Origin of the sequence: Halopseudomonas oceani, assembly GCF_002903165.1 — a bacterium.
GTDB classification, from domain to species: Bacteria; Pseudomonadota; Gammaproteobacteria; order Pseudomonadales; family Pseudomonadaceae; genus Halopseudomonas; species Halopseudomonas oceani.
In genome coordinates this window covers 172823-198839 of the sequence record NZ_PPSK01000002.1, presented here as the reverse complement: position 1 = coordinate 198839, position 26017 = coordinate 172823, and the positions used below count along the sequence as shown (strand labels likewise).

The 26017-nt window shown below is 61.0% G+C and carries 25 protein-coding genes; 12 read left to right on the top strand and 13 right to left on the bottom strand.

The genetic code is table 11. The annotated features are described in order from the left end of the window. Positions 1–17: 17 nt before the first annotated feature. The 4 genes from C1949_RS19370 to C1949_RS03095 all read right to left on the bottom strand — a co-directional run bounded on the left by C1949_RS19370 (position 18) and on the right by C1949_RS03095 (position 5945). Positions 18–2036: a methyl-accepting chemotaxis protein gene (locus tag C1949_RS19370; RefSeq protein ID WP_104737021.1), complete on the bottom strand. Its 2019-nt coding sequence runs from the start codon at positions 2034–2036 to the stop codon at positions 18–20. A 174-nt stretch (positions 2037–2210) separates the two neighbouring features. Beyond that, positions 2211–3041: a regulatory signaling modulator protein AmpE gene (ampE, locus tag C1949_RS03105; RefSeq protein WP_104737020.1), complete on the bottom strand. Its 831-nt coding sequence runs from the start codon at positions 3039–3041 to the stop codon at positions 2211–2213. Continuing rightward, positions 3041–3610: a 1,6-anhydro-N-acetylmuramyl-L-alanine amidase AmpD gene (gene ampD, locus C1949_RS03100; protein ID WP_104737019.1), complete on the bottom strand. Its 570-nt coding sequence runs from the start codon at positions 3608–3610 to the stop codon at positions 3041–3043. The genes ampE and ampD overlap by 1 nt, the downstream gene beginning before the upstream one ends. A 61-nt stretch (positions 3611–3671) precedes the next feature. Continuing rightward, positions 3672–5945, bottom strand: coding sequence for a DUF1631 domain-containing protein (locus C1949_RS03095; RefSeq protein ID WP_104737018.1), 2274 nt, complete (start codon positions 5943–5945; stop codon positions 3672–3674). Positions 5946–6432: 487 nt separating this feature from the next. Here C1949_RS03095 and C1949_RS03090 point away from each other — a divergent pair, with 487 nt between their 5' ends. Both C1949_RS03090 and nadC read left to right on the top strand, forming a co-directional pair. Continuing rightward, positions 6433–7797 carry an alanine/glycine:cation symporter family protein gene (locus tag C1949_RS03090; protein WP_104737017.1) on the top strand — a complete coding sequence of 455 codons (1365 nt, stop codon included), beginning with the start codon at positions 6433–6435 and terminating at the stop codon, positions 7795–7797. Between the two features lie 93 nt (positions 7798–7890). Further along, positions 7891–8751 carry a carboxylating nicotinate-nucleotide diphosphorylase gene (gene nadC / locus C1949_RS03085; protein ID WP_104737016.1) on the top strand — a complete coding sequence of 287 codons (861 nt, stop codon included), beginning with the start codon at positions 7891–7893 and terminating at the stop codon, positions 8749–8751. 34 nt (positions 8752–8785) lie between these two features. On the opposite strand, the gene C1949_RS03080 is transcribed toward nadC, so the two are convergent. Both C1949_RS03080 and tesB read right to left on the bottom strand, forming a co-directional pair. Then, positions 8786–9364 carry an HAD family hydrolase gene (locus tag C1949_RS03080; protein ID WP_104737015.1) on the bottom strand — a complete coding sequence of 193 codons (579 nt, stop codon included), beginning with the start codon at positions 9362–9364 and terminating at the stop codon, positions 8786–8788. A gap of 1 nt (position 9365) precedes the next feature. Then, positions 9366–10229 carry an acyl-CoA thioesterase II gene (tesB, locus tag C1949_RS03075; protein ID WP_104737014.1) on the bottom strand — a complete coding sequence of 288 codons (864 nt, stop codon included), beginning with the start codon at positions 10227–10229 and terminating at the stop codon, positions 9366–9368. Positions 10230–10437: 208 nt separating this feature from the next. Here tesB and C1949_RS03070 point away from each other — a divergent pair, with 208 nt between their 5' ends. The 5 genes from C1949_RS03070 to C1949_RS03050 all read left to right on the top strand — a co-directional run bounded on the left by C1949_RS03070 (position 10438) and on the right by C1949_RS03050 (position 14409). Next, entirely contained in the window at positions 10438–11358 is a 921-nt protein-coding gene (locus C1949_RS03070) for a histone deacetylase family protein (protein ID WP_104737013.1), read from the top strand. A 29-nt stretch (positions 11359–11387) separates the two neighbouring features. Further along, the gene (locus C1949_RS03065) at positions 11388–12635 is read left to right on the top strand and encodes a TIGR03862 family flavoprotein (RefSeq protein ID WP_104737012.1); all 1248 of its coding nucleotides are present in this window, start codon (positions 11388–11390) and stop codon (positions 12633–12635) included. Between the two features lie 71 nt (positions 12636–12706). Further along, on the top strand, positions 12707–13381 hold the full coding sequence (locus C1949_RS03060) for a CsgG/HfaB family protein (RefSeq protein WP_104737011.1): 675 nt from the start codon (positions 12707–12709) through the stop codon (positions 13379–13381). A gap of 18 nt (positions 13382–13399) precedes the next feature. Beyond that, positions 13400–13762, top strand: coding sequence for a DUF4810 domain-containing protein (locus C1949_RS03055; RefSeq protein WP_104737010.1), 363 nt, complete (start codon positions 13400–13402; stop codon positions 13760–13762). Further along, on the top strand, positions 13759–14409 hold the full coding sequence (locus tag C1949_RS03050) for a DUF799 domain-containing protein (RefSeq protein WP_104737009.1): 651 nt from the start codon (positions 13759–13761) through the stop codon (positions 14407–14409). Before C1949_RS03055 ends, C1949_RS03050 begins: the two co-directional genes overlap by 4 nt. A gap of 33 nt (positions 14410–14442) precedes the next feature. Here C1949_RS03050 and C1949_RS03045 read toward each other — a convergent pair whose 3' ends face one another. The 4 genes from C1949_RS03045 to dinG form a co-directional block, all read right to left on the bottom strand. After that, entirely contained in the window at positions 14443–15273 is an 831-nt protein-coding gene (locus C1949_RS03045; protein ID WP_104737008.1) for an SDR family oxidoreductase, read from the bottom strand. 83 nt (positions 15274–15356) lie between these two features. Further along, positions 15357–15998: a pyridoxamine 5'-phosphate oxidase gene (gene pdxH / locus C1949_RS03040; protein WP_104737007.1), complete on the bottom strand. Its 642-nt coding sequence runs from the start codon at positions 15996–15998 to the stop codon at positions 15357–15359. 103 nt (positions 15999–16101) lie between these two features. After that, entirely contained in the window at positions 16102–17274 is a 1173-nt protein-coding gene (locus C1949_RS03035) for a serine hydrolase domain-containing protein (protein WP_104737006.1), read from the bottom strand. Positions 17275–17379: 105 nt separating this feature from the next. After that, complete coding sequence (gene dinG, locus C1949_RS03030; RefSeq protein ID WP_104737005.1) at positions 17380–19515, bottom strand: ATP-dependent DNA helicase DinG; 2136 nt, start codon at positions 19513–19515, stop codon at positions 17380–17382. Positions 19516–19639: 124 nt separating this feature from the next. Between dinG and C1949_RS03025 the strand changes: the two genes are divergently transcribed. Both C1949_RS03025 and C1949_RS03020 read left to right on the top strand, forming a co-directional pair. After that, positions 19640–20125 carry a DUF6231 family protein gene (locus tag C1949_RS03025; protein ID WP_104737004.1) on the top strand — a complete coding sequence of 162 codons (486 nt, stop codon included), beginning with the start codon at positions 19640–19642 and terminating at the stop codon, positions 20123–20125. A gap of 4 nt (positions 20126–20129) precedes the next feature. Then, entirely contained in the window at positions 20130–20609 is a 480-nt protein-coding gene (locus tag C1949_RS03020) for a YchJ family protein (RefSeq protein ID WP_104737003.1), read from the top strand. 38 nt (positions 20610–20647) lie between these two features. Here C1949_RS03020 and C1949_RS03015 read toward each other — a convergent pair whose 3' ends face one another. Together C1949_RS03015 and C1949_RS03010 are read right to left on the bottom strand one after the other, a co-directional pair. Next, entirely contained in the window at positions 20648–22684 is a 2037-nt protein-coding gene (locus C1949_RS03015; protein ID WP_104737002.1) for a type VI secretion system Vgr family protein, read from the bottom strand. Between the two features lie 195 nt (positions 22685–22879). After that, positions 22880–23470, bottom strand: a complete 591-nt coding sequence (locus C1949_RS03010; RefSeq protein ID WP_104737001.1) for a hypothetical protein — start codon at positions 23468–23470, stop codon at positions 22880–22882. Positions 23471–23566: 96 nt separating this feature from the next. Here C1949_RS03010 and C1949_RS03005 point away from each other — a divergent pair, with 96 nt between their 5' ends. Further along, a complete protein-coding gene (locus C1949_RS03005; protein WP_170062986.1) occupies positions 23567–24037 on the top strand; it encodes an LEA/WHy family protein in 471 nt (156 codons plus the stop codon). Positions 24038–24042: 5 nt separating this feature from the next. Next, a complete protein-coding gene (locus tag C1949_RS03000) occupies positions 24043–24483 on the top strand; it encodes a DUF2489 domain-containing protein (RefSeq protein ID WP_104736999.1) in 441 nt (146 codons plus the stop codon). A 66-nt stretch (positions 24484–24549) separates the two neighbouring features. Here the strand turns inward: C1949_RS03000 and C1949_RS02995 are convergent, their stop codons facing one another. Beyond that, positions 24550–25332, bottom strand: a complete 783-nt coding sequence (locus C1949_RS02995; RefSeq protein WP_096002939.1) for an SDR family oxidoreductase — start codon at positions 25330–25332, stop codon at positions 24550–24552. 142 nt (positions 25333–25474) lie between these two features. On the opposite strand from C1949_RS02995, the gene C1949_RS02990 reads away from it, so the two are divergent. Further along, complete coding sequence (locus C1949_RS02990) at positions 25475–25912, top strand: hypothetical protein (RefSeq protein WP_104736998.1); 438 nt, start codon at positions 25475–25477, stop codon at positions 25910–25912. Positions 25913–26017 lie beyond the last annotated feature (105 nt).

The window sequence follows — 26017 nt, the reverse complement described above, 5'->3', positions numbered from 1 at the left end:
CCTGGCAGCCCCTGCGGTCACACTTTGAAGGCGTTGATAATGCCTTGCAGCGAGTGGACCAGTTGCCCGAGGCGGCCGCTGGCTTCCTCGGCGCGCTGCGCGCCCTGCGCAGTGCGCTCGCCGGCCTCATTGATCTGCACGATGTTCTGATCGATATCGTGACTGACCACCGTCTGCTGCTCGGCAGCGGCGGCGATCTGCTGACTCTGGTCAACGATCTGGGTAACCGCCTTGAGAATGCTGTCCAGCCCCTGCTGTACCTGCAACGACGACTCCACAGTCGATGCCGTCATGCTGTGGCTGCTGCCCATCGCCTTGACCGCTGCTGAAACACCGTCTTGCAGCCGCGCGATCATCTGCTCAATTTCCTCGGTGGACTGCTGGGTACGTCGAGCCAGAGTGCGCACCTCATCAGCAACGACCGCAAACCCGCGCCCCTGCTCACCCGCACGCGCAGCTTCAATGGCCGCATTGAGCGCCAGCAGGTTGGTCTGCTCAGCGACACCTTTGATCACATCAAGCACGCGGCTGATCGACGAGCTGTCGTCAGCCAGTTGATTGATCACCCGTACCGAGTTCTCGATTTCTCCTGCAAGCTTCTCGATACCGTCCACTGAAGACTCAACCATACGGCGACCATTCAGCGTCTCGGTATTGACTTGCTCGGCGTTGTTCACCGCCAGCGCCGCACTGCGCGCCACCTCCTGAGACGTGGCTGCCATTTCGTTCATTGCCGTCGCCACCTGCTCAATCTGGCTGCGCTGCGACGCGACCGCCTGACTGCTCTCTGTCGCGATATGCTCGACCTGACTCGATTGTTCCTGCACCTGACCAGAGGTATCGCTGACCTGACGGATCAGCTCGCGCACGCGCTGAACGGTATTGTTGAAGTCCGCCGCCAGCGCTCCCAGCTCGTCACGGCTGTCAACCTCAACCTGTACCGTCATATCGCCACGCGCCACCTGCCCCATCTGCAGAGACAGTCGCTTGAGTGTGCGGCGAGTAGCGAAATAGAAGCCGGCATAGAGGTAGATAATCAACAGACCAACCAGCGACAACGAAGCCACCAGGGCGAGCATGGTTCGCTTGTTACTCGCCAGACGGGTCTCGAGCTGGGCACCCAGATAATCGAAGATGGCCTCATCCAACGCATAGGTCGCATCCATTTCGCCAGTGATGCGGTCAAAAAAGGCGTCCCAGGTACTGTCCAGAGAGGCAGCAATGATCACGTCGTCTTCAAAGATCGACATTGCGCTGTCGATGCTCTCACGACTGCTCTGCGCCGCGCCCTGCAACGCGCTGCTGCCGGTACTGGTCACCGCCTGATCCAGCGCCTGCGCATAATCGGTTCCGAGCTTCTGCAGCGAATTGACCAGGTCATCCATTTCCCGGCTGGCGTCTGAGTTGAGGAAACCCAGTCCCATGGAATACGAGCCGGTTGCACGGCCCTGCCCCAGCGCCGAGGTCACCTCTACCGTCGAACCAATCAGTAACTCGGTAAGCTGGCGAACGTTGCGGTCGAAGTCCTGCGGCAGACCCGCGTATGCGGCTGTCATTTTCAGCAGGCTTTCGGTTTCGTCCATCGCACGGACCGACATGGGACCACGGGAGGTGATCGACTCGGCCGCAATCTCCTTGTAGCTTTGCACCAGACCGTCGCGCATTTTTATCAGGTCTGCTGCGGCCGGATCGTCCGCTTCGAGCGGCAGATTGTTCAGCTGTTCGATCAACGAGGAGCGCGCCTGTATCAGGCGTTGCTCAATACTATCGGCCTGGCCGCCCTGCCCCAAGCGGGTGTTGACCGCATCCAGGTCACGCACCAGTTCAGCGTTGCGTAGCACCCCCGAGGTCGCCTGCACCAGCGACAAGCTGTCGAGGGCGTGGGCAGTCACCTCGACACGGTCGTAGGCCTGCTGCACAAGCATGCTGCTGACAATACCGAGCGGGACAAAAAACAGGACGCTGATCAGGCAGAACTTCATGCCATAGCTCAGCCGGTTCATTAACGCAATGGCAGGGGAAAGCAGACTGTTCACCCGAGGTCTCTCCTAATAATAAACTGCCCTGCGGCAAGGGCTATGCGCTGACTGAACCAGCGCTGCTTTTTGTATTATCTACCGCGACGACGCGTTCTTGCTTCGCCACTGACTGTCTCATAGAAAAGCTATCGGCTCCAAGCAGCGCAACTTTAAGACAGTCAGCAAAGGAATCTAACCAAGTACGGCCAACAAGGCTAGTACGACGGCCCAGACCATCAACGCGCGCACCAGCAGCGTACGGGTATCAGCCAGCACACCCTCATCCCCTGCGTCGGCGAGCCGCTGCGACCCGCCCTGAAGCGCCGCTTCGGCCGCGCTATGTATCAGCTCATCAGAGGGCACGTCCCAGCTGAACAGGACATTCTCCAGCACAGCGCGAACATGGTCAAAATGGCCCACCAGCGCAAAGCTGGCGGCCAGCAGGCGCGCAGGAATCCACTCCAGCGCATGCACCAGAGCGGCGGCAGGTCCGGCCGCATTGGTGCCTGACGCGTCAGCCAGCACCCGCAACAGGCGGTAGCCCAGCGCACCAACCGGCCCCAGCAGCGCGAACCAGAAGACAGTCACCACATAACCGTGCAGCACCTCCCGAACGAGTACCGCCCTGACCTCTGCCAGCACCGACTGCTCGCCCTCCGCCACCACGCCCAGATCCTGCTCTGCCACCAGCGCAGCGGCCGCCTCATCACCGCGCGCCCAGGCGCGCTCAAATCCGGCCGCCAACTCGCCCAGTGGGTCCTGACGACCAACACAGGCAAGCAATACCAGGGCAAACAGCAGCAATCCGAAGAACCCCAGCCCATTGCGCTGCAGCCACCACTGCAGCAACACCAGCAGCAAGACGGGTAACAATACCAGCAACACTCCGCCAATCCGCGCCTGCCCCCCCCCATGACGCACGACCAGACCTACCCAGTATTTCGGCAGATCCAGCGGCAGCCCGGTCCGCAAAGGGGTGAGCCACATCAGTACAACAACCAGCAGCAAGGCAAGAAAGTGCATCAGTGCAGCTCCTGAGCAGGGGATGAACAAACCAACGCTCGCAGGTAGCGTCGCCAATCAAAGGCCGGTCCAGGATCGGTCTTGCGACCCGGGGCAATGAACTCGTGCCCGGTGATACGGTGATTTTCAATGGCGGGATAAGCACACTGCAGGGCCTTGGTCAAACGCACCAGAACGCGATACTGGGCGTCTGTATACGGCACCTCGTCTGCGCCCTCAAGCTCAATGCCGACCGAGAAATCGTTGCAGTTTTCCTGCCCACCAAAGCAAGACGCACCGGCATGCCAGGCGCGCTGATTACAGGAAACGAACTGAGTAATGGTGCCATCGCGCTCAATCAGGAAGTGTGCAGACACACGCAGATCAGCGATCTCGGCAAAGTAGGGATGAATGGATGGATTCAATTGCCCGGTAAAAAAGGGCTGCACATAACCGCCGCCGAACTCGCCCGGCGGCAGGCTTATGTTGTGGATGACAAGCAGCGATACGTCACACTCGGCGGGCCGCTCGTTGCAATGACTGGACGGGCAGCGCCCCCCCCCTTCCAACCAACCCTCGCTTATGCGCATAAACGCCCCCTGACAGCCAAAACGCCATGCTAGCAGGTGGCAGCGTCTACTGCATCAGACCTCAGGTACGCGCTTGCAACTGGCGCAGGTTGCCGATGACCGACTCCAGAGCGCGATCAAACAACTGATTCTCATCCAGCAGGCTGACCTGACCCCGGTCAAAACCGTGAGCCAGCTCCTGGCCGGACAACTCCGCAACCTTGACGCCGTTACGGTTGACGAAGATATATTTGCCACTGAAGCTGATGATTGCCGCCAGTTTGCACCGCTGGGGCGCCTTGCCCTCAGCCACAACCAGTTGCAACCAGCAGCCAGTACCCAGACTCTCGACCCAGCGCTGCGCGCCAACGCTCGGCAGATCATCGATTGTTTCCGGCGGCGCCTCGACAGGCTCCTGCTCCAGCACCGGCTCCTCTACCCGCACGGCTTCGACCCGAACCGGCAACTCATCAGCAACAACCGTTGCGGGCTCAGCCGCAGCAACCTCAGCCGGCTCAGTTTCGCTCGGCACGTCAGGGGGTGTCGCAGCGGCCACCGCAGCGAGTACAGCACGCTGGGGCAAGACAATTGCCTGCACATGACGCTCAATCGAAGCTGCATCCAGCCCCAACAACTCCAGACCATCCCGGACCGCAGCTTCGATCTGCCGATTCTGGGCCAGGCGCATCGCCACACCGGCCTTATCGACCGACTGGACGCTGTGCACCATGGCTTTGGCCGTGCCAAGCGCATGGCGCCACGCCTTGGATTCCCCACCTTCACGGAGGAATATCACCTGCATTACCTGACTCCAGGTATCGCGCAGCAGGTCGACCACAGTGACCGGCAAGGTCCGGCCCAACAGCAACTTGTTCATCTCACGAGCCACTTCTGCCCGAGCGGCCTTGATTCTGGCACGCCCCTCCTCCGCATCACGGGTGCGCTGCTCCACCCGCTCGGCACGGCGCTGCTCGGTGCGCAGGAAGTCGGTCAAGCGCTGATAAAGGGCATCAAACATGTCTGCATCGGGCTCTGCCTCTGCCAGCAACTGCTCGACAATCTGCTCGAGCAAGCCATGTAGCTGATCGCGGCGCAGGTCATCATGGTCATTCCAGCCCATAGTGGCCCGCGACAGTTCGTTCAGCAGGCGACGAGCCGGGTGAGAGGCCCGGCTGAAAAACGTTTTATCGATGATAGCGACCCGAAGCACCGGCAACTGCAGGCGGGCAATCAACGCCTTCACCGCGGCGGGCAGCTCCCGGTCTTCCAGAATGAAATCAAACAGCATGGACACCAAGCTGATGACATCATCATCAACTCGAGCAACTGTCTTGGCACCACCACTCTGCACTCGCTGCTCATGCAGCAACTGCTGGACATGGCGGCGCAAGCCGTTCTGCCCGGCATCTCCGGCAAAATTGTCGGCGGTCACGCCCGAAAGCACACGCAGCAGCTCGCTGGTTCCCATCGGCACGCCACCCGGCGCAGTCAGCCCTGCAAGCGCAACATCACCGCTGGCAACCCGCCACTTGCCGATGAGATCACCGAACATGCCCAGAATTTCCTGCTGGTCACTGTTCTCGGCAAAACGACTGGATTCGGCGCTATCGCCACGACCGGCACCCGCCCCTGGCGCAGGTGCTGGTCGACGTGAGGACGCTGCTGTGGAAAAGCGCAGGTCTGGCATGACGCCTGCAGAAATAAACGCTTCGTTCAGGCTTTCATAGAGCCCGTCAATCCCGTTGAAGACGTAACGTTCGTACAACTTGAAGATAATCAAACGGACTTTGATATCCAGGTCCAGCGACTTCGTCGCCTCAGCAAAGTGCTCGGCAAGCGCCCCCGGCGCAAAAGGGTTGCTGCGTTCGTCCAAGGACTTTTTTGCGAGGCTGTTTACCCTCATCAACAGGTGGGCAAGCGCTGTCTGATTACGACTGACAACCCGGTTGACCATTCCGTCAATAGCCACCGTCTCTTCCAACTCGTCAGGCTGAACCAGGCTCAAGGTATCCAGTTCGAAGGTAACAGCTGGCGCCGCTGAAGGCGCCTCCGTATTGATCTGCTCTGCCGCCAGAGCCAAAGCATCACAGGTGCGCTTGACGACATTATGTCGTTGCAGGCGAACATTGCGCATCGCCTCAAAGAACAACGCCTGATCAGCATTGTTGCCGGCCTTGTCGGCCATCTCGAACAGGTTGTCATCGGCCTTGTCGAACATCTCCCCCAGTGCGGACTGGAGATAACCCACCGTCAGATCCCGCACACTGATCAGCGGAGCAGGCAACGACGACACCCCTGCAGCGGCGCGGGCCGCGAGGTTCGGCTTGATTGAAACCACTTTTGGGTCTTGGGACATTATTGCTCTCCAGACAAGTCAAGCTTGTCATATGGTGCTGCACGCCAGCGGAGACCATCCTGCCGCGCTTTTCGCTATCCCTATGTCGACAAATTGGCGTCAAACTTTCACTAATTTTCAGTATACCGACTTACGTTGGCAACGCTGCCACCCTCGATCGAATTCTTGATCGAAGTCACAGTTCCCTTTCTGATATTAGGGGCTGTTGCCATTTCCTTCACCCGCCTGTTGCCGCCTGTAAAACCGCCACTCGGCGTCGCTCGTCGCTTACGTGGAATGACCACACTGCAATCCCTCCGCCTTGCCTAGCCGAAAAATGGACTCCGGCAGGCGGATGAAGGAAATGGCAACAGACCCTAGTACGGACATATTCTGTAACCGCTCCCGTAATCTCTGGTATATGCTCAATTGGTCAACATCTGCCTGACAGCACAGTAACGATGCACCAGTGAAGGCATCGAAAACACAACATCAGGAGCTGCATTTTATGGAAGCACTTATCTCCCTCATTGGGGAAATCAACGGGATCGTGTGGGGGCCGGCCATGCTGGCACTGCTGGCCGGCACCGGCCTGTATCTTACACTTGGTCTCAAGCTAACCCCACAACGCAAGCTGTTCTACGGTTTCAGTATGCTGTGGCGCGGCCGCAAAAGCACTGAAGAAGGCGACATCAGCCCCTTCAACGCGCTGATGACCGCGCTTTCGGCCACCGTAGGCACCGGTAACATCGCAGGCGTCGCAACCGCCGTTTTCCTTGGCGGCCCGGGCGCGCTGTTCTGGATGTGGGTCATCGCACTGGTTGGCATGGCCACCAAGTTCTGCGAAGCCGTCCTCGCCGTGCGCTATCGCGAGAAAGACGCCCTGGGCAACCACGTCGGCGGTCCGATGTACTACATCAAGAACGGCCTGGGCGAGAAGTGGAAATGGCTCGGCGTGCTGTTTGCGATTTTCGGCATGCTGGCCGGCTTCGGTATCGGCAACACCATCCAGTCCAACTCGGTTGCCGACGCCCTGAACAGCTCCTTCAGCATCCCGCCGCTGGCCACCGGCATTATCATCGCCGTGCTGGTCGCCCTGGTTCTGCTGGGCGGCATCAAGCGTATCGGTGAAGTGGCAGGCAAACTGGTGCCGATCATGGCGATCTTTTACGTTGGCGGCGGCCTGATCATCCTGATCATGCACGCCGACAAGATCCCGGAAGCCTTCAGCCAGATCTTCTACTACGCCTTCAACCCGAGTGCCGCTGCTGGCGGTTTTGCCGGCGCCACTGTCTGGATGGCCATGCGCTTTGGTATCGCCCGCGGCGTGTTCTCCAACGAGGCGGGTCTGGGTAGTGCGCCGATCGCACACGCCGCCGCGCAAACCAACAACCCGATCCGCCAGGGTACCGTTGCCATGCTCGGCACCTTCATCGACACTATCATCATCTGCTCGATCACCGGTCTGGTGATCATGGTGACCGGTGCCTGGCAAAGCGGCGAGAACGGCGCTCCGCTGTCGGCACTGGCCTTCAGTCAGGGGTTGCCGGGCGTGTGGGGGCAGTACATTGTCAGCATTGGCCTGGCTGTATTCGCCTTCACCACCATCATCGGCTGGAGCTTCTACTCAGAGAAGTGCACCCAGTTCCTGTTCGGTGAGCGCTCCAACCTGCCCTTCCGCCTGCTGTGGATCATCGCTATTCCGCTGGGCACCCTGCCCGGCATCGATCTGAACAGCCTGTGGCTGGTGGCCGACACACTCAACGCGATGATGGCGATTCCCAACCTGATTGCGTTGTTGCTGCTGAGTCCCGTGGTCTTCAAGATGACCAAGGATTACTTCGCTGACCCGGCCAACTACCTCAACAAGTAAGTCGGCCCGCACAGAATGCCCGCCTCCCCGGCGGGCATTTTTTTTTGCCAATCGGTATACTCGCGGCACTTGCGACCAGACGCCGGAGCCTCTATGCCAAACCTCACACTCGACAGCCTGCAGACCAGCATCGTTGATGACGTCCGCCGTGCCCTGGCCGAAGATGTGGGCGACGGCGATATCACCGCCAGCCTGATTCCCGCAGATCGCCAGGCCGATGGCCGCATCATCACCCGTGAGTCCGCCGTCTTCTGTGGCCGCGCCTGGGCCGATGAAGTTGCCCGTCAGGTCGATCCGCAAATCGCCATTGAATGGCTGGTCAATGACGGCGACACCCTGCTCGCCGATCAGACGATTTGCCGCTTCAGCGGCCCAGCCCGCGGTCTGCTAACCGCAGAGCGCTCGATGCTCAACTTCATCCAGCTGCTGTCGGCAACCGCCACCCGTAGCCGTCACTTCGCTGATCTGGTTGCCGGCACCAACGTCAAGCTGCTTGATACCCGCAAGACCATTCCCGGCCTGCGCCTGGCACAGAAATACGCGGTGACCTGCGGCGGTTGTCACAACCACCGTATCGGTCTGTACGACGCTTTCCTGATCAAGGAAAACCATATCGCCGCCTGCGGTGGCATCACCCAGGCCGTCAGCCGTGCGCACGACATTGCGCCAGGCAAACCGGTTGAGGTCGAGGTGGAAAGTCTTGAAGAGCTGAAACAGGCGCTGGAAGCGGGCGCCGACATCGTCATGCTGGACGAGCTAAGCGACGAGGACATGCGTACCGCCGTCAGCCTAAACGCCGGGCGCGCCAAGCTGGAGGCGTCTGGTGGCATAACCGAAGCGACCCTGCGCAGCGTTGCTGAAACCGGTGTGGACTACATCTCGATCGGCAGCATGACCAAGGACGTCAAGGCGGTCGACCTGTCAATGCGCCTGCGCTTTCAGGCGGCAGACTGACCAACCACCCCTGCAGGCCAGTCGACAGCCCGATCTAGAGTCGAGCCAGCAGGGCACTGCAATCGGGCAGGTGCCAGTCTGCCAGCTCAGGCCAGGGATTATCGGGCAGGATCAGGCAGGTATGACTGCCCGCCGCACGCCCGGCATCAAGATCAAAGCGAAAGTCCCCGACCATCACCGCCTCAGTCGCCGACAGCTGCCAACGATCCAGCAAACGGTGAATACCGTCCGGTGAAGGCTTGGGCGCAGCCTCCTCGCGCCCCAACACATCTTCGGCAGCAAAACAGTCGAGGATTCCCAGACAACTAAGCGTTGAGCGGGCAACCGATTGCAGGTTACGGGTCAGAATACCCAGTCGACGCCCCTCTTCGTGCAGCTGCCGAACCAGGGCAACCGCACCGGGTGCTGGTTCAACCTGCTCAGCCAGACGCAGCTCAATGGCATCAAGCTGCGCTTTCATGGCGGTATATTCGGTTGCCGGCAAGGTCGACATAAACGTCAGGATATCTGCATCCGCCGGCACGCCCAGCTCGCGACGAATCGCTGGGAAGTCGTGCTGAGCGACCGTCAGCGTGCCGTCCAGATCGAATACCCAGCCACGCAAATGCTGCATCTTAGCGCTGCACCCTGCGCATCAACGACTCCTGGGTTACCGAGGCTACCAGCTCACCGGCCCGATTGAAGATCTGACCACGCGAGAGACCGCGGGAGCCGCTGGCTGACGGGCTGTCCATCGCATACAGCAGCCAGTCGTCCATGCGCAACGGGCGGTGATACCACAGTGAGTGGTCGAGGCTGGCTACCTGCATGTCGGGCGACCAGCTGGAAATCGCATGGGGCTGCATCGCCGTACCCAGCAGGTGAAAGTCTGACGCATATGCCAGCAAATACCGGTGGACCTGCGGATCGTCCGGCAGAGTGCCGTCGGCGCGATACCACATGTAGCGCACCGGCTCGCCAACCACTGGCTCGAAAGGGTTGAAATCACCAACCGGACGAATTTCGATCGGCTTGCCACACAGCACCTTGTCTCGCACCTTTTCGTGAATAAGGTGCTGATAGCGGCGGGTCCACTCGGTCTCGTTGGGCAGGTCTTCAGGGCCAGGGACGTCTGGCATCGCCGCCTGATGCTCAAAGCCCTCCACATCGCCCTGGAACGAGCTGATCATGGTGAAGATCGGCTTGCCCTTCTGAATGGCCTGCACACGGCGGGTAGTAAAGCTGCCGCCGTCACGCAGCGGATCGACCTGATAGACGATTGGCAGATCGGCATTGCCCGGGCGCAGGAAATAGCCGTGCACCGAGTGTACGTGACGCTCAGGGTCAACCGTCTGACTGGCAGCCGACAGCGATTGCCCCAGCACCTGACCGCCAAACAATTGCTTGAAACCCAGATCCTGACTGCGACCCCGGAACAGGTTCTCCTCGATTTTCTCCAGCGCCAGCAGGTCTACCAGATCATCCAGCAATTCGCTCATAGCGGATCCTCACATAATGCCCATCCGCTCGCAGATGGGTACGTCTTGACTGTAATGGCGGCGCACTCGCCGCGGAAATGGCGGCCAGTTTAACCCGGTTTGTCTCGCTTTAGCAGACCGAAACGTCAGGTGCATCAGCGCCGAGACTTGTTGGGCCAGGGCGCAATGCGCATACTCAGTTCGCCATCCACCGCCGTCAGGAGCCGTTGTGGATCTGCCGTTGATCTACCACCCGGACTACAGCTTCCCCTTCGCCGCACCCCATCGCTTCCCGATGGACAAATTCGTGCGGCTGCACGACCACCTGCGCGCCAGAACCCTGCTGCACGACAGCAATCTGCACAGCCCGGACTGCTGCAGCCGCGAGTTGCTGGCACTGGCCCACGCCCCAGACTACGTCGCCCGTTTCCACGACAACGCACTGGACGCGACTGCTCTGCGCCGCATGGGCCTGCCCTGGAGCGAGGCGCTGGTTACACGCACCACCCGTGCCGTAGGCGGCTCGCTGCTGACCGCCGAGCTGGCGCTGCGTCATGGCCTGGCCTGCCATCTGGCGGGCGGCACCCACCACGCCCACCGGGATTTCGCCTCCGGCTTCTGCATCTTTAACGATCTGGCGATCATCAGCCTGTCGTTGCTGGCCAGCGAACGCGTCGAGCGAGTAATGATCATCGACTGCGACGTACACCAGGGCGACGGCACAGCGACCATCCTTGCGGACGTAGACGCGGCAATCACCGTATCGCTGCACTGCGAAAACAACTTTCCGGCGCGCAAGGCGGCCAGCGACTGGGATATTCCCCTACCGCGGGGACTGGATGATCAGGGCTACCTGCATACCCTGCAGCAGACACTGGATTACCTGTTACCACTGTACCAGCCGGACCTGGTGCTCTATGACGCTGGCGTCGACGTCCACTGGCAGGACGCGCTAGGTCACCTGCAACTGACCGACCAGGGCATTGCTGACCGCGACAGGCTGGTAATCGATAGCTGTCTGGGCCGGGACATCCCCGTCTGCGCCGTCATCGGCGGCGGTTACGACAACGATCGCGATGCCCTGGCCCGCCGGCACGGTATCCTGCACCACAGCGCCGCACAGATTTGGCAGCAGCGCGGATTGGGCTAAACTGCGCGCCCCGCTTTCAGGATCGCACCATGACCGACACCGCCAACATCGATGCCCGCTCTATTGCCATTATCGGTGGCGGCCCGGCCGGTTTGATGGCAGCCGAGGTCTTGTCAGCGGCAGGTCTGCCGGTCGACCTGTACGATGCCATGCCCTCGGTCGGGCGCAAGTTCCTGCTGGCCGGTGTTGGCGGCATGAATATCACCCATTCGGAGGCGGCAGCCCCCTTTCTGTCGCGCTACCGCGAAGCCTCCCCCTGGGTTGGCGAGTGGCTGGCTGAATTCGATGCGCAGGCGCTGCGCGACTGGATTCACGGCCTGGGCATCGACACCTTCGTTGGCACCTCCGGGCGCGTTTTCCCAACTGACATGAAAGCCGCGCCCTTGCTGCGCGCCTGGCTCAAACGCCTGCGCGAACAGGGCGTCCGTTTGCACACCCGGCACCGCTGGCTAGGCTGGGATGACAACGCAGTGCTGCGCTTCAACACCCCGGACGGTGAAATCAAAGCAAGGGCAGCGGCAACACTACTGGCGCTGGGCGGCGGCAGCTGGGCGCGCCTCGGTTCCGACGGCAGCTGGGCACCCCTGCTCAGTGCGCGCGGCGTTGACGTACGTTCACTGCGCCCCAGCAACTGCGGCTTTATCAGCGCATGGACCCCATTTCTCAGCGAACGCTTCGCCGGTCAACCACTCAAGCAGATAGTCGCCAGCACCCGCAGCCCTGCGGGGGAAACCATCAGCCGCCGCGGCGAAGCCATCCTCACCCACGACGGACTGGAAGGTAGCCTGATCTACGCCCTGTCCGCCGTCCTGCGAGAGCAGCTGGAGGCGCGCAACAAAGCTGAACTGACACTGGATCTGGCGCCGGATCATACCCAGACACAGCTGCAGCAAGCACTCAGCCAGCCGCGCAACGGCCAGAGCCTGAGCAATCTGCTGCGCAAGAAAGCCGGCCTGGACGGAGTAAAGGTCGCGCTCCTACACGAGTGTCTGAACAAAGAGGTGATTGCCAATCCCGCCCTGCTCGCCGCCGGCATCAAGGCACTGCCCATCATCCTGACCCAAACCCGCCCGCTGGACGAAGCGATCAGCAGCGCTGGTGGTGTCTGCCGCAGCGCGCTGGATAGCCATCTGATGCTGAAGGCGCTGCCCGGTACGTTCTGCGCTGGCGAGATGCTCGACTGGGAGGCACCCACCGGCGGCTACCTGCTGACCGCCTGTTTTGCCAGCGGCCGACGCGCCGCAGAAGGCGTGCTCGCCTGGCTCGCAACACCCTGAAACAGAACACTTTGCGTCTATCCCTAGGGCTGATAGCATGACGCCACATCACATCGAAAGGACTCGCCCCCGTGCTTCGAACACTCTCAATCTCCATCGCGATCACCGGCACCCTGCTGCTCTCCGCTTGTGCCACTGAATCGTCCCGTACCGTTGACGTACCTCGCGTCACCAGCTACGGCTCCCACTATCAGGGTGTGCGCACACCGATTGCCGTTGGCCAGTTCGACAACCGTTCCAGCTACCAGCGCGGTCTATTCTCTGACGGCGTGGATCGACTCGGTAATCAGGCCAAAACCACGTTGGTTACCCACCTGCAGCAGACCAACCGCTTCAATGTGCTGGAGCGGACCAACATGGCTCAGCTGGCAACGGAAGCGGGCTACAGCGGCGCGAGCCAGAACATCAAGGGCGCAAGCTACGTCATTACCGGCGACGTCACCGAGTTTGGCCGCAAGGTAACCGGCGATCAGCAGCTGTTCGGCATTCTCGGTCGCGGCAAATCCCAGGTCGCTTATGCCAAGGTCGCCCTCAATGTTGTCAACGTCAGCACCTCGGAAGTGGTGTATTCCACTCAGGGCGCTGGTGAATACAGTCTGTCAAACCGGGAAGTCGTCGGTTTCGGCGGCACCGCAGGCTACGACGCAACACTGAACGGCAAGGTATTGGACCTGGCGATTCGGGAAGCAGTAAACAATCTGGTGCAAGGCATCGAATCGGGCGCCTGGAACCCGGCCAGCAACTAGGCATAACAAGGACGTCACATGAAGTCGTTTCTGCTCAAGGGTGGCTGCCTCGCAGCCACCGCAGTACTGGGTGCCTGCGCACCGGTCAATCCACCGCTCTACTATTGGGGCGATTATCAGAACACCCTGTACCTTCACCATCAGGACGGCGTAACCGACTACTCCGCCCAGGTCTCAAGCATCGAGTCCATCCTGTCTCAGGCCGAAGCTCAGGGTAAGAGCGTACCGCCCGGGCTGCATGCGCACCTGGGCATGCTGTACTTCAATACCGGCCGCGAAATCGAAGCACGTGAGCAGTTTGCGATGGAAAGGAACCTGTTTCCCGAGTCCGCTCATTTTGTCGAGCAAATCCTGCATGAGCAGCCGGAGACAGCGCAATGAACAAAAGAACGATATTCGCACTGCTAACCCTGGCTGCGATGCTGACCGGCTGTGCGGTGCAGCCCTACGACTACACCGCCTTCCGTGAGAGCAAGCCCCGCTCAATTCTGGTTTTACCACCAGTGAACGAATCACTGGACGTAAGCGCCAGCTACAGTTTTCTGACCCAGGTAAGCTATCCACTGGCCGAATCAGGCTACTACGTATTTCCCGTCGCGGTGGTCGAAGAAACCTTCCGCGAAAATGGGATGACCGATCCCCAGGAAATTCACTCGCTGCCACTGGACAAGCTGAACGATGTATTTGGTGCCGACTCGATTCTGTATATCAACATTACCCAATACGGCACCAGCTATCAGCTAATCGCCAGTGATACTCGGGTGACAGCGGAGGCATCGCTGGTGGACAGCCGTACCGGGCAGTTGCTTTGGAAAGGGGCCGCTACCGCATCCTCAACCGAGCAAAGCAACAATAGCGGCGGCGATCTGGTAAGCATGTTGGTCGTGGCACTGGTGGACCAGGTCATCAACACCAGCGTCGACAGAAGCTACCAGATCTCCGGCCTGACCAGTTTCCGCCTGCTGTCCAGCAACGTTCAGAACGGCATACTTCCTGGGCCACGTGCACGCGACCAGCAACGGCAATAGCAGATAAGCGTCAGCATCAAACGGCGCTGGCGCTCACTGCTCGCTCGCGGGCGCCGGCTTAACCCCCGACAACCGCGGCACCATCCAGCGTTCGAATAGCCGCGGAAAAAAGCGCGCAACCAGCCTCGCCTGCCAGTCCACATTGGACAAAATGAGCTGCCGCTTGCGCCGACAGGCACCCTGGTAAATCGCCTCAGCCACATCCGCCGGCGCCGCCACCTTGAACGGCATGGCAGTATTGGCCTGGGCGACCGAGCCGTCGCCGACCAGTGCATTCTTGCGAATATCCGTGGCGGTAAAACCGGGGGAAACCAGCATGACGTTGACGCCCTGCTCGCGCACTTCCATACGCAGGGTTTCAAACAGGCCGTGCAGCGCGTGCTTGCTGGCGTTATAAGCGCTGCGGTGGAGCAGCGGGGCGAAACTCGACAGCGAGCTGAGCACAATCACCTGACCGCGGCGCTCAAGCAGGCTGGGCAACGCATGACGGGTACAGTTGACAGCACCGAAGTAGTTTACAGCCATGATCCGCTGGAACACCGACAAGTCGGTATCGGCAAAGGCACTGCGATGGGTGATACCCGCGTTATTGATCAGCAGGTCGATGCCCCCAAAACGCTCCACCACCTGCGCCATCGCCTCCGCACAGGCCTGGTCATCGGACACATCGCATTTGAGCGCCAGCACATCGGCATTGAGTTTATCGTGCAGTTGCTGGCGGAAGGCGGCCAGCGATTCGTCCTGCACATCGAGGATGGCCAGATGAGCTCCGGCCTGCGCGAAGCGCAGGGCCAGTGCCCGACCGATTCCGGCGCAGCCGCCAGTAATCACAACAACCTTCTGCTGAAACGCCCCTCTGCCCATGTCGCCTCCTGCTGTCGCGGTTGTCTTTCAGCGTAAAGCCGAAGCGCGGCAGCAGCAAGCAACGGGACCCGACAATGAGCAAATCAGGGTGCCAGTCGCTCCCGTACCCAGTTGCCCTCAACCAGACGATAGCAGAGCCGGTCATGCAGGCGGCTGGGGCGCCCCTGCCAGAACTCGATCAGGGTGGGCAGCAAACGATAACCGCCCCAGTGCGGCGGACGCGGCGCTGCGGCATCGGCGTATTGCTGCTGCACCGCATCTAGGCGCTGCTCCAACACCTCGCGACTGGCGATAACCTGACTCTGTGGTGATGCCCAGGCACCCAGCCGGCTGCCTGCCGGGCGGCTGTGGAAGTAAGCGTCAGACTCCTCGGCGCTGGTCTGCTCGACCTGACCTTCGATTCGCACCTGACGTTCCAGATCGTGCCACCAGAAGGTCATCGCCGCCGCCGGCTGATCAGCCAGCTGCTGTCCCTTGGCACTCTGGTAGTTGGTAAAGAAGACAAAGCCGCGCTCGTCAAAGCCCTTGAGCAAGAGGGTGCGAAGATGCGGCTGGCCTTCACCGTCGACCGTGGCCAGCATCATGGCGTTGGCTTCGGTGCTCTCAATTTCGACGGCCTGGCCGAACCACTGCCCAAACAGAGCAAAGGGATCGGCGGGCGCCTGAGCTTCAGTCAGGCCATCGCGGGTATAGTCACGACGCAGATCGGCAATACTGGGTTTCATCAGATCAGTTTCCGGCAACAGTGAATGGAGACGATGAGAACGTATCCTATGCTAGCAGGCAAACTGCGCCGCACATTGATGCAGCGCAGGCTTTGCGCAGACGTCAGTCGATCGACTGCAGGCAGCGGTACACCGCCTGGCTGAGCGACACCGCACGGGGATCCATCAGCACGTAGGGCCCCATGGTATTGGTGACGTAGCCAAAGCCGACTTTCGCGTCCGGGTCACAGAAGCCCAGAGAACCGCCTGCACCGGGGTGACCGAACGCGTTCTTGCCCATACCGAAACTGCCGCCGGGGCCGTCATGCTCCAGCATCACACCGAGACCAAAGCGGGTCTGACACAGCAGGGTGCGATCGTCACCGGCGCTGTGCTCCTGCTGCATCTGCTTGACCAGTTCGGCATCCAGCAGGCTGACACCATCGAGCTGACCATCATTGGCCAGCAGTTGCCAGAAGCGCGCCAGTGAACGCGCATTGCCGGTGCCGTTGGCCGACAGAATATCGGCCTGCTGCCACTCCCGGCGGTTGGTGCTGGTCATCATGCTCGACGGGTTGCCGAAGGCCTTGGCGGTCATGCTGTCGCCCTGCCCCATGGCCGCGAACAGGCGGCGCGCGCCGTCGTCCCCCATCTGGTTGCGAAGGCGGGAGACAGAGGCGATGCGTTCCAGATCCTGATCCGGCACGCCAATGAAGAAATCCATACCCAGCGGCTCGCAGATACTGTCGGCAATCGCCTGGCCGGGACGCCTCCCTGTCAGTCGTCGCAGCGGCTCACCCAGCAACCAGGCGTAAGTAACCGGCGCGTAACCGTGATGCTCGCCCGGCGTCCACCAGGGCTGCTGCGCCGCCAGCGCGGCGCTCATGGCGTCCCACTCGAACAGCGCCTCCGGCGGCAGGGTTTCGCTGACGGCCGACAGGCCGGAGCGATGACTGAGGATCTGCCGCAGGGTGACTGACGCTTTGCCGGCCTGGGCAAACTCGGGCCAAACCACCGCCAGCGGCGCGTCCAGTTCCAGCTTCCCGGCCGCCACCTGTTGCAGCAACGCGACCGCACCGAGCGGCTTGGTGCAGGAGAATACGTTGACCAGGGTGTCCTGCTCCCAGACCGCCTGATTGTCCTTGTCACGCACGCCCTGCCAGAGATCCAGCACGGTTTCGCCGCCAACGGTGACACACAGCGCCGCGCCACAGGCCTGCTCATCCTGCTGCTGTTCAGCGAACAGCTCGCGTACCGACTCGAAACGGGGATCAAAGTAACCCTGGATAGTACTCATCATGCGGTCCTTGTTGTCTTGTTTTCTGCCATTAAACCGAAGCCGCCGACGCGTGGCAGCCATCATCAGTTCGCCTGTCGACAGCCCATCGCTCAGGCTGATGACTCAATCGATCTCGCGGCGGAACGGTGGCAACGCATTGAGAATCGCCTTGCCATAGCGCTGGGTAACCAGCCGGCGGTCCAGCACGGTGACGGTGCCACTGTCACTCTCGGTGCGCAGCAAGCGGCCGCAGGCCTGAATCAGCCGCAAACTGGCGTCCGGCACGGCGATCTCCATAAACGGGTTACCGCCATTCTTCTCGATCCACTCGGCCAGCGCCGCTTCAACCGGGTCATCCGGTACGGCAAAGGGGATCTTGGCGATCACCACGTGCTCGCAGTACTTGCCGGGCAGGTCGACCCCTTCGGCGAAGCTAGCCAAGCCGAAGATCACACTCTGCTTGTTATCATCCACCTGCTTGCGGTGCTGACGGATCAGCTCCTGCTTGGACAGATCGCCCTGCACCAGCACCCGCTGACGAAACTCGGCAGGCACCCCGGCAAACACCTCCAGCATCTGCTTGCGCGAGGAGAACAACACCAGGCTGCCGCGCTCATCCGCCAGAATCTCCGGCAGGTGTTCAATGATCGCCGCCGTGTGGGCGACGCTGTCGCGCGGGTCGGCGCCGTAATTCGGCACACGCAACAGGCCTGCTTCGCCATGTTTGAACGGGCTGGGTGCCAGCGCACAGACCGCGCTGCGCGGCAAACCGGCGCGGTGGCTGAAGCGGTCGAACTTGCCCAGCGCGGTCAGCGTTGCCGAGGTGGCCAGAGCTGCGAAGGCTGGATTCCAGAGGTACTGACGCAGGGTGTCGGCGGCCAGAATGGGGCTTACGTGGACTTCGATGTCGCCGCCTTCGGTCAGGGTCAACCAGCGCGCGGTCGGCGGTTTGCCCTCCGGGTCCTGCAGGCAGAACTGGGTCCACAGCGTCCAGTTGGCTTCTGCCCGCGCCTGCAGGGCGCCAAACAGCGGATACCACTCCTCAGCCTGGGATTCGGAGACGCCAATGGTGGTTTCCCCATCCATCGCCTCCTTGAGCATATCGACGATCCGCTGCAACTGGTCACTCAGCCTGCCAAAACCCGATTTCAGCTCCATGCCCATGTCGCACAGCTCGGCGGGAACCTCTCCATTCTCGAAGCGGTACTGCGGACGAATGTTGCCGCCTCGATCCTCGGCGCTGGCAAAGTCGGCGACATCGCCCAGCGCCTGCTGCATGAACTGCTGATGCGGCTTCAGATCGCGGGCGGTGGTCGGCACCTGCTCCAGCACGCGGCCGAGATCACCGGGCAGCGGATGCTGGGCCAGCAACTTGCTAAGATTCTTGTCGATCTGGTCCAGCCACTCGGCGGTCGCGTGCAAGCGAGTATGGTGGGCGAAATGCCCGATGGCCTTGTCCGGCAGGTGATGCGCCTCGTCAAAGACGTACAGACAATCACGCGGGTCGGGCAGAATCGCGCCGCCACCCAGCGCCAGATCCGCCAGCACCAGGTCGTGATTGGTGACGATGACGTCGACCTTCTGCACGCCCTCACGGGCCTTGTAGAACACGCACTGTTGAAAGTGGCCGCAGCGGCGGTTGCTGCATTGGATATGGTCAGTGGTCAGCCGCGACCAGTCCTGATCCTCCAGCGCCTCTGGCCAGGAGTCACGCTCGCCGTCCCATTTGTTGCCACCAAGCGCTTCGACCATGCGGGTATAGAGTTTGAGCCCGGCCTCGTCCACGTCGATACGAAAGCCATCATCGGCAAAGATCTGCTGCTGATCGGCCATAGACTGGTTTTCGCGCAGCAGATTGTCGAGCTTGGCCAGGCAGACGTAACGACCGCGACCTTTGGCCAGCGAGAAGCCGAACTTGAGACCGGAGTTGCGCAGAATATCCGGCAGATCCTTGAGCACGATCTGCTCCTGCAGGGCAATCGTTGCAGTAGAAATGACCAGTGGCTTGCCCAAATGACGGGCAATCGGGATGGCCGCCAAGCAGTAGGCTACGGTCTTACCGGTGCCGGTGCCGGCTTCAATCACCGCCACCGCCGGATCACCAGCGCGATGTCCCTCCTCGTCCAACGCAACGTTGCCGAAGACCTTGGCGACCTCGGCAATCATCACCCGCTGGCCGTAGCGCGGCTTCAGCGACTTGTTTTCCAGAAAGGTACGGTAGGCCGTCTGGATCTGGCCTTTGAGTTCGTCGTTCAGCATGCGGGCTCCGGATCAGCCGGCGATGATACCATTCAACGCCGCCAAGCTGGACCGCCGGTGCTTGCATCAACACCAACCAGCCCCTACCCTGCTGCGCTGAATCCGTTCACAGTCGAGTCTTCCGATGAGCGCCACGCCGACATCTTCCCTGCTGGGCATCCTCCAGCACTATCGACCCGCCAGCCTGCTCTGCGTCAGCCGCAGCGCCATTCCGGCGGTTGAAGCCTGGCGCCAGCAACACCCGGACTGTCAGGTCAGCAGCACAGATGACGTCCCGCTGAGCGACGACCTGCGCAATCAACGCTACGACCTGGCCATTGTCGCCGATCAGCTCGAGCACCTCGACAAACGCACCGCCACCGAACTGCTAGCCGGCCTGCGCAACCTCTCTGCCAGCCGGATTGCGGTGCTGGTCGACATAGAGCGCACCGACGACTGGCAGGAGAATGACTTCTACGCCCTCGCCCTGCAACGCCACGCGCGCTTCAGCCAGGATGGCCAGAGCCTGACGCTTTACGCCTACGATCTGGCCGAATACAAGAGCGTCCCGGACTGGCTGAACTCCAAGTACTGGGCCAACCCGGAGATGTTCGACAAATATTGGTGGTAACGCGATGACTCCAACCATCACCGCCGCTGCGCCCTGCCCCTGCGACAGCGGTCGGCAATATGGCGAATGCTGTCAGCCCCTACATCAAGGCAACGCGGCCCCCAGCGCCGAGCGCCTAATGCGCTCGCGCTACTGCGCCTACACCCTCGGTCTAATCGATTACCTGGTCGCTACCACCGTTCCCGCCCAACAGGCTTACCTGGACGTTGATGCCATGCGCCAATGGAGCCAACACAGCCGCTGGCTGGGGCTGACGGTGGAGAGCGCAAACGAGCTGCCGGGAGCGCCCACTGCCCAGGTAACGTTTATTGCCCGCTGGCAAGACCCGGACGGCAGCGCCCAGACCCACCGAGAGTGCTCGGACTTTCGCCTGATCCAGAGCCGCTGGTACTTCCTCGACCCCAACCAGCCGATCAAGGCGGGACGTAACGAGCCCTGCCCGTGCGGGTCCGGACGCAAGTTCAAGCAGTGCTGCGCGCGGTAAGCCCCACAGCCCGCCGAAGCGTCCACTCCCAAAGCACTTCAGGCGTCGGAACCTGGCTCCTTACAGATAGCGCACAGTGGCTTTCCAAGCATTAGCGCCTGACGCTGCGCCGGCACCAGCAGGCTTCCCGCTTGACTCTGATCGGCGGCCGTTAAGTCGCCGGGCAAGCGCGGAGAAGCACCCGTCCCCACCCCCGGCTTGCCGCCTGAGTTGATCCGCACCGCCGGGCCGCTAATGGTGACTCCGCTGGGGTCGAGTTTGATAAAGCTGCCACCAGCCTTGATGGTCAGCTCCATACCCGCTTCGATGACGACCTTGCGGCCACTGGCCAGATGAATCTCCTGGCCGACGTCGGCCAGCAGGGATTGACCGATACGGCAGTGTTGATTGCCGGCTATGCTGAGATGATCACTGGATTTGAGTTCCGTCAGACGGTCGCCGTGGACGGTGCGATGCAGTTCGGCGAGGTGGTCGCTGTAATGATTGGCCGTGGTGTGCTCGTGCCGCTCATTGCCTACATGCAGTCGCTGGTCATGCTCAATGCGCTGATCCCAGTCACGCTGTGCGTGGATGTAGACCTGTTCGGCTCCCTTGCGATCTTCAATGCGCAGCTCGTTGTAGCCCTCACCACCCGGTGAGCTAAGCGTTTTGAAAGAGCTGCGCGTCTTGTGCGCTGGCAGCTCGACCGGAGGTACGTGTTCGGCGTGATACAGGCAACCGGTAATCAGTGGCTGATCCGGATCGCCTTCCAGAAAGCTGACCAGCACCTCCATTCCGATGCGCGGAATGGCGATGGCACCGTAACGGTCCCCTGCCCAGCCGGACGCCACACGCAGCCAGCAGCTGGTGTGCTCGTCGGCCTGCGCTTCGCGGTCCCAGTGGAACTGTACCTTGACCCGGCCATGCTGATCGCAGTGAATCTCTTCACCAGCGGGGCCGGTCACCACCGCGCTCTGGCTGCCGGCAATGCGCGGCTTAAGATGCTCCAGTGGCGGCCGCCAGATCGCCTGCCACGGGGTGGCCACAAACCGATTGCGATAGCCTTGAACGAACCCGTCGGCAACGCTTGTGTCGCTGCTGATCGACTCTTCCAGCGCCTGCGGCTGCTTGCCATGGTGATGCACTTCCGTGAGTAACCAGAGATCGTTCCAGTCGTCGCGTAGATGCCCCGTCAGCGGCAGAAAGTGTCCACTGCGCAGGTCCGGCCGATCACTGTCGCCGCGCGCCTCGAGCTGATGGCTACGATGACGCTCCAGTTGAATCTGGCTAAGTTGCCTGCCGCGGCCGCGATCACTGAAGCGACCGGGATAGTCGTAATCCTCTAGCGCAGGCTGGGCTTGCGCACTCTCCAGTTGAGCCCCTGCTTCCAGCAGCAGATGCGGTGTTTCAAAGTTGTAGTCCCGACGGCTGACCCGGTCAGGCCGGGTGGCAGCGGTCACACTGAAGCGCTTTACCACCGGCTGATCAGCGACCATGCCGGAACCCTGACTGAAACCGATCGGCGCCAGTTGCGGGAAACTGGTCTGGTCGTCGCCAAACACCAGTACATGACCCTGACGGCTGTGCTCAAAGTGAAAATGCAGTCCCTCCTCTTCACACAAACGCTGGATAAAGTGCAGGTCGTTTTCATCATACTGGGTGCAATAGCGGCGCTCGCCGTGATCGGCGTTCAGCTTGAAGCGCCAGGCATCACTGTGAATGGCATGCTCCTGCAGCACACAAGTGATGATCTGCTCTACCGACTGGTGTTGAAAGATGCGCTGGTTGGTGCGGTATTCAAGGTAACCGAGCTGGGGCCCCAGCCGGAGCTGGTAACGGGTCAGGCGACGGCCAGACTCGCCCTGGGTGAACTGGTTGATAAAACCGTGAAAACCACCGTCGGAGCCGGTTTCCAGCCAGGCCGGCAGATGCAACAAGCTAGTGGGATCGAAATCGGGCCGCTCGCTTACCAGCGTCAGTTCGATGCTGTAGGGCTGGTTAAGCCGCTCCACACCGGTGAATTCAAGCACGTTGAAATCATGCTCAACGCCGTCGATGTGCAACGCAAAATGGGCTTCATTTGCTGGTGAGAACATCCTTGTTCCTTGCTATGCGATCCGAGCCACGCCGGCCGACATCACGGCCAACGCTGGAGCAAAGCTTAAGGACAGAAGCGGTTGATGGCAGGAGAAAAAGCGACAGAAGTCGAAGGAGTCCGCATTTTGCGGCAAAAACAGCAACTCGGTTACGCTGTCACCGGGGCAGTGCAGGACTGACCCGGTGGCACACCCTCAGTCGTCGACCAGCTTCAGGTGGTCGATATTAGGCAGAGGTGCGGCCTGATCCCGCGAAATCTCGCCCATATCACTCCCCACCGGCGCCAGGCTCAGCGCCGAAAGGTCAATCGGCAACGGCGTATGGGGGTCATACTCGTCCTGAAGATCGGCGCCCAGCGGGGCAATACCAAAATCAGGCGCTTCAACCTCGCTGAAGGCAGCCATGTACTCGTCTCGTGGCACAACACGCGACGATGATCCTGCCTCCGGCTCAGCGCTGGGCGTTACCGTAGGAGTCGGTTCAACTTGGGCTGCTTGGTCAGTGCCCGGCGCTGCTGCGGGTCCAGACTGGCTCTCCGCGGTGGGCGCTGCCGGGTCGTCCATCGGGACGATGCTGCATTGAGCGCCAGCACGCTCAAGGGCAATGCGGTACTTCTCGGCGCCGACCTGATCCAGCCCCTGCTTGATCACAACGCGGCGACCGGAGAACAGCGTATCCAGCTGGGCTCCCGAGACCTGAAACAGCTTGCCGACGTTGGCCCGAACCTGCTCCGGCGCAGCGCCTTTCTGTACCTGACCTTGAAAAACCACCTCGAAACGGGTCATCTTGTCACTCCCTGTACGTAAATCAGGGGTAAAGTATGGTCCAGGCTGCGTAACAACTCCATACACAAAGCAGCCTGCATGGGGAGAGGGGACGCGATGAAAGCGCGGATGCTGGGGGTAATAACGCTGTTTTGCTGCGTACTGCTACACGGCTGCGCTGTTTTCAGCCCTTCCTACACCAAGCCCGACGTCAGCCTGGCAAATGTCGAGATGCTCAAGTCGAATCTCTGGGAGCAATCCTTTCGGCTCAAGCTGCGGGTCGACAACCCCAACGACCGGGTATTGCCGATTCGCGGCATGCACTACCAGGTCTACCTCAACGACATGAAGCTGGCTACCGGCGTCAGCGATAATCGTTTTGATGTGCCAGCCTACGGCTCGTCCTACTTTGAACTGGATGTACGCTCCAACCTGTGGCGCCATCTCGCCGACCTGATCAAGCTGGTAGATAAACAGCAGCCGGTCGATTACCGTATCGACGGCAACATCCGTACAGGCATGTGGCTGGCGCCCAGCATCAATCTGCACGAGGAAGGGACGCTGGATCCCTCACAACTGAGTTTCTGAACCCCATGCAAAACCATTACTGGCTGATTGCCGCAGGCACCCTGATCATTCTGGCGCTGGCCGCGTATGCCTTGACCCTTTGGCGCAGGGTCTGGCAGCAGGACGAAGCCCGCGCCAAGGCACTGGAAGCCCGTGACGACCGCCTCAGCGGAGATATTCGCATCATTGCCCAGAGCCTGCTGGACGGCCAGGTGCCGACCATCGAAGGTGCCATTCGCATCAAAGTGCTGCTGGATAACTACCAGGGCGAGCGCCGCGAAGGGCTGGACGTCACCGTCTTCGAACGTATCTACGACCAAACTGCACACATCCCTACCCATCAGGCGTGGAAGGACTTGAGTCGGGCTGAGCGCAAATTGCATCTGCGTCTGATGGAGACCCTGGAACGGGATCATCGCAGTGAGGTTGAAGCTGCAGCTCGGGCTTTGGCCCAAGGGCTGAACTGAGCAGACTTAAGCTGCCAGAGAGGGGCTGATGGGCGGTCGCGTGCATGGCACGACCGCCCTCATGCATCAGACTACGGAGTTGCCGCCGTCGACGGCCATGGCCTGACCCGTTACGTGACGGGACATTTCAGTCGCAAAGAACACCGCAGCGCCCTTGATGTCCTCATCACCACCGATACGACCCAGCGGCGTGCCTTCCTTGATCATCTCGCTGACCTTGTCCAGACCTTTTGCCAGCTTGGTCGGGAAGTAGCCCGGGCAGATCGCGTTGACGTTGATGTTGTAACGTCCCCACTCGCCAGCCAGTGCGCGAGTCAGGTTGATCGCAGCAGCCTTGGAGGTGTTGTAGGCAGACGTGAATACGCCGGAGTTGGCACGATTGCCCTTGAAGCCGGCGATGGAGGCGATGTTGATGATCTTGCCGGACTTGCGCGGGATCATGAAACGGCGCGCCACTTCCTGTGCAACCAGGAAGCAGACGTCCACGTTCAGGGTCATGACTTTCTGCCAGCCTTCGTAGCTGTGCTCTTCTGCCGGCTGACCCCAGGTGGTGCCCGCATTGTTGACCAGCACGTCAACGGTGCCGAAGGCTGCTTCACAGGCGTCGACCAGCGTTTTTACCGGGTTGCTGTCCAGCTTGCCCAGATCACAGGCGATACCGGCGGCTTCTACGCCCTGGCTCTTCAGTTCAGCGACGACCGCTTCGATCTCGGCAGCATTACGGGCGCTGATGAACACCTTGGCACCCAGTTCGCCGAAGGCTTCTGCCATTTGCAGACCCAGACCTTTGGTACCGCCGGTGATCAGGGCGACCTTGCCGCTCAGATCGAACATTTGCTTGACGCTCATGTGAACTCCTCGTTGTGAATACGTAAAAGACCGCGCCATGATAATCACTGACCCGTCCCGGACCGACCATCAGTGATGCGGGTGATATGCCGCTACACTCCGGTGTTATCATGCGCGCCCCACCGACCAGCGAGCCCCCACCATGGCAGAACACGACTTTCGCCGCACGGCACTGAACCCGTCACACACCCTGATCGAATGTCGCACCCTGGGTGCCGGGCTGTTTCAGGTCACCGGTCAGGGCGGCGGCGTGCAGCCCGGCGACCAGCTGATCTGCACGATCAAGGGTAGTCGCGATCTGCCCATGCGCCTGGTGGTCGATAAGATTCGCTACCTGATCAACCCACCGGGCCAATGGACTGCTTCAGCCCGCGGACCAGACCTGCGCGGTCAGAGCGTGCTGGGCTGGTCGATTACCTGTGATGAGTGTGGCCGCGAGCAGCCATTCGAGTTTCTTGTCGCCGACCGGGATGACCTGAACGCCCGCACCGCCAAGGCGGTCACACGTATCAGTGAGCTGGGCTGGCAGCCACGCGGCGACAACCACTTGTGCCCCAAGTGCGCCAGAGCGGCGGGATAGGGTCTGTTGCCGCTTCGTTCACCCGCCTGCCGGAGGCCATTTTTCGGCCACGCAAGGCGGAGGGAGTGCAGTGTGGTTAGTCCACATGAGCGACCGACAACGCAG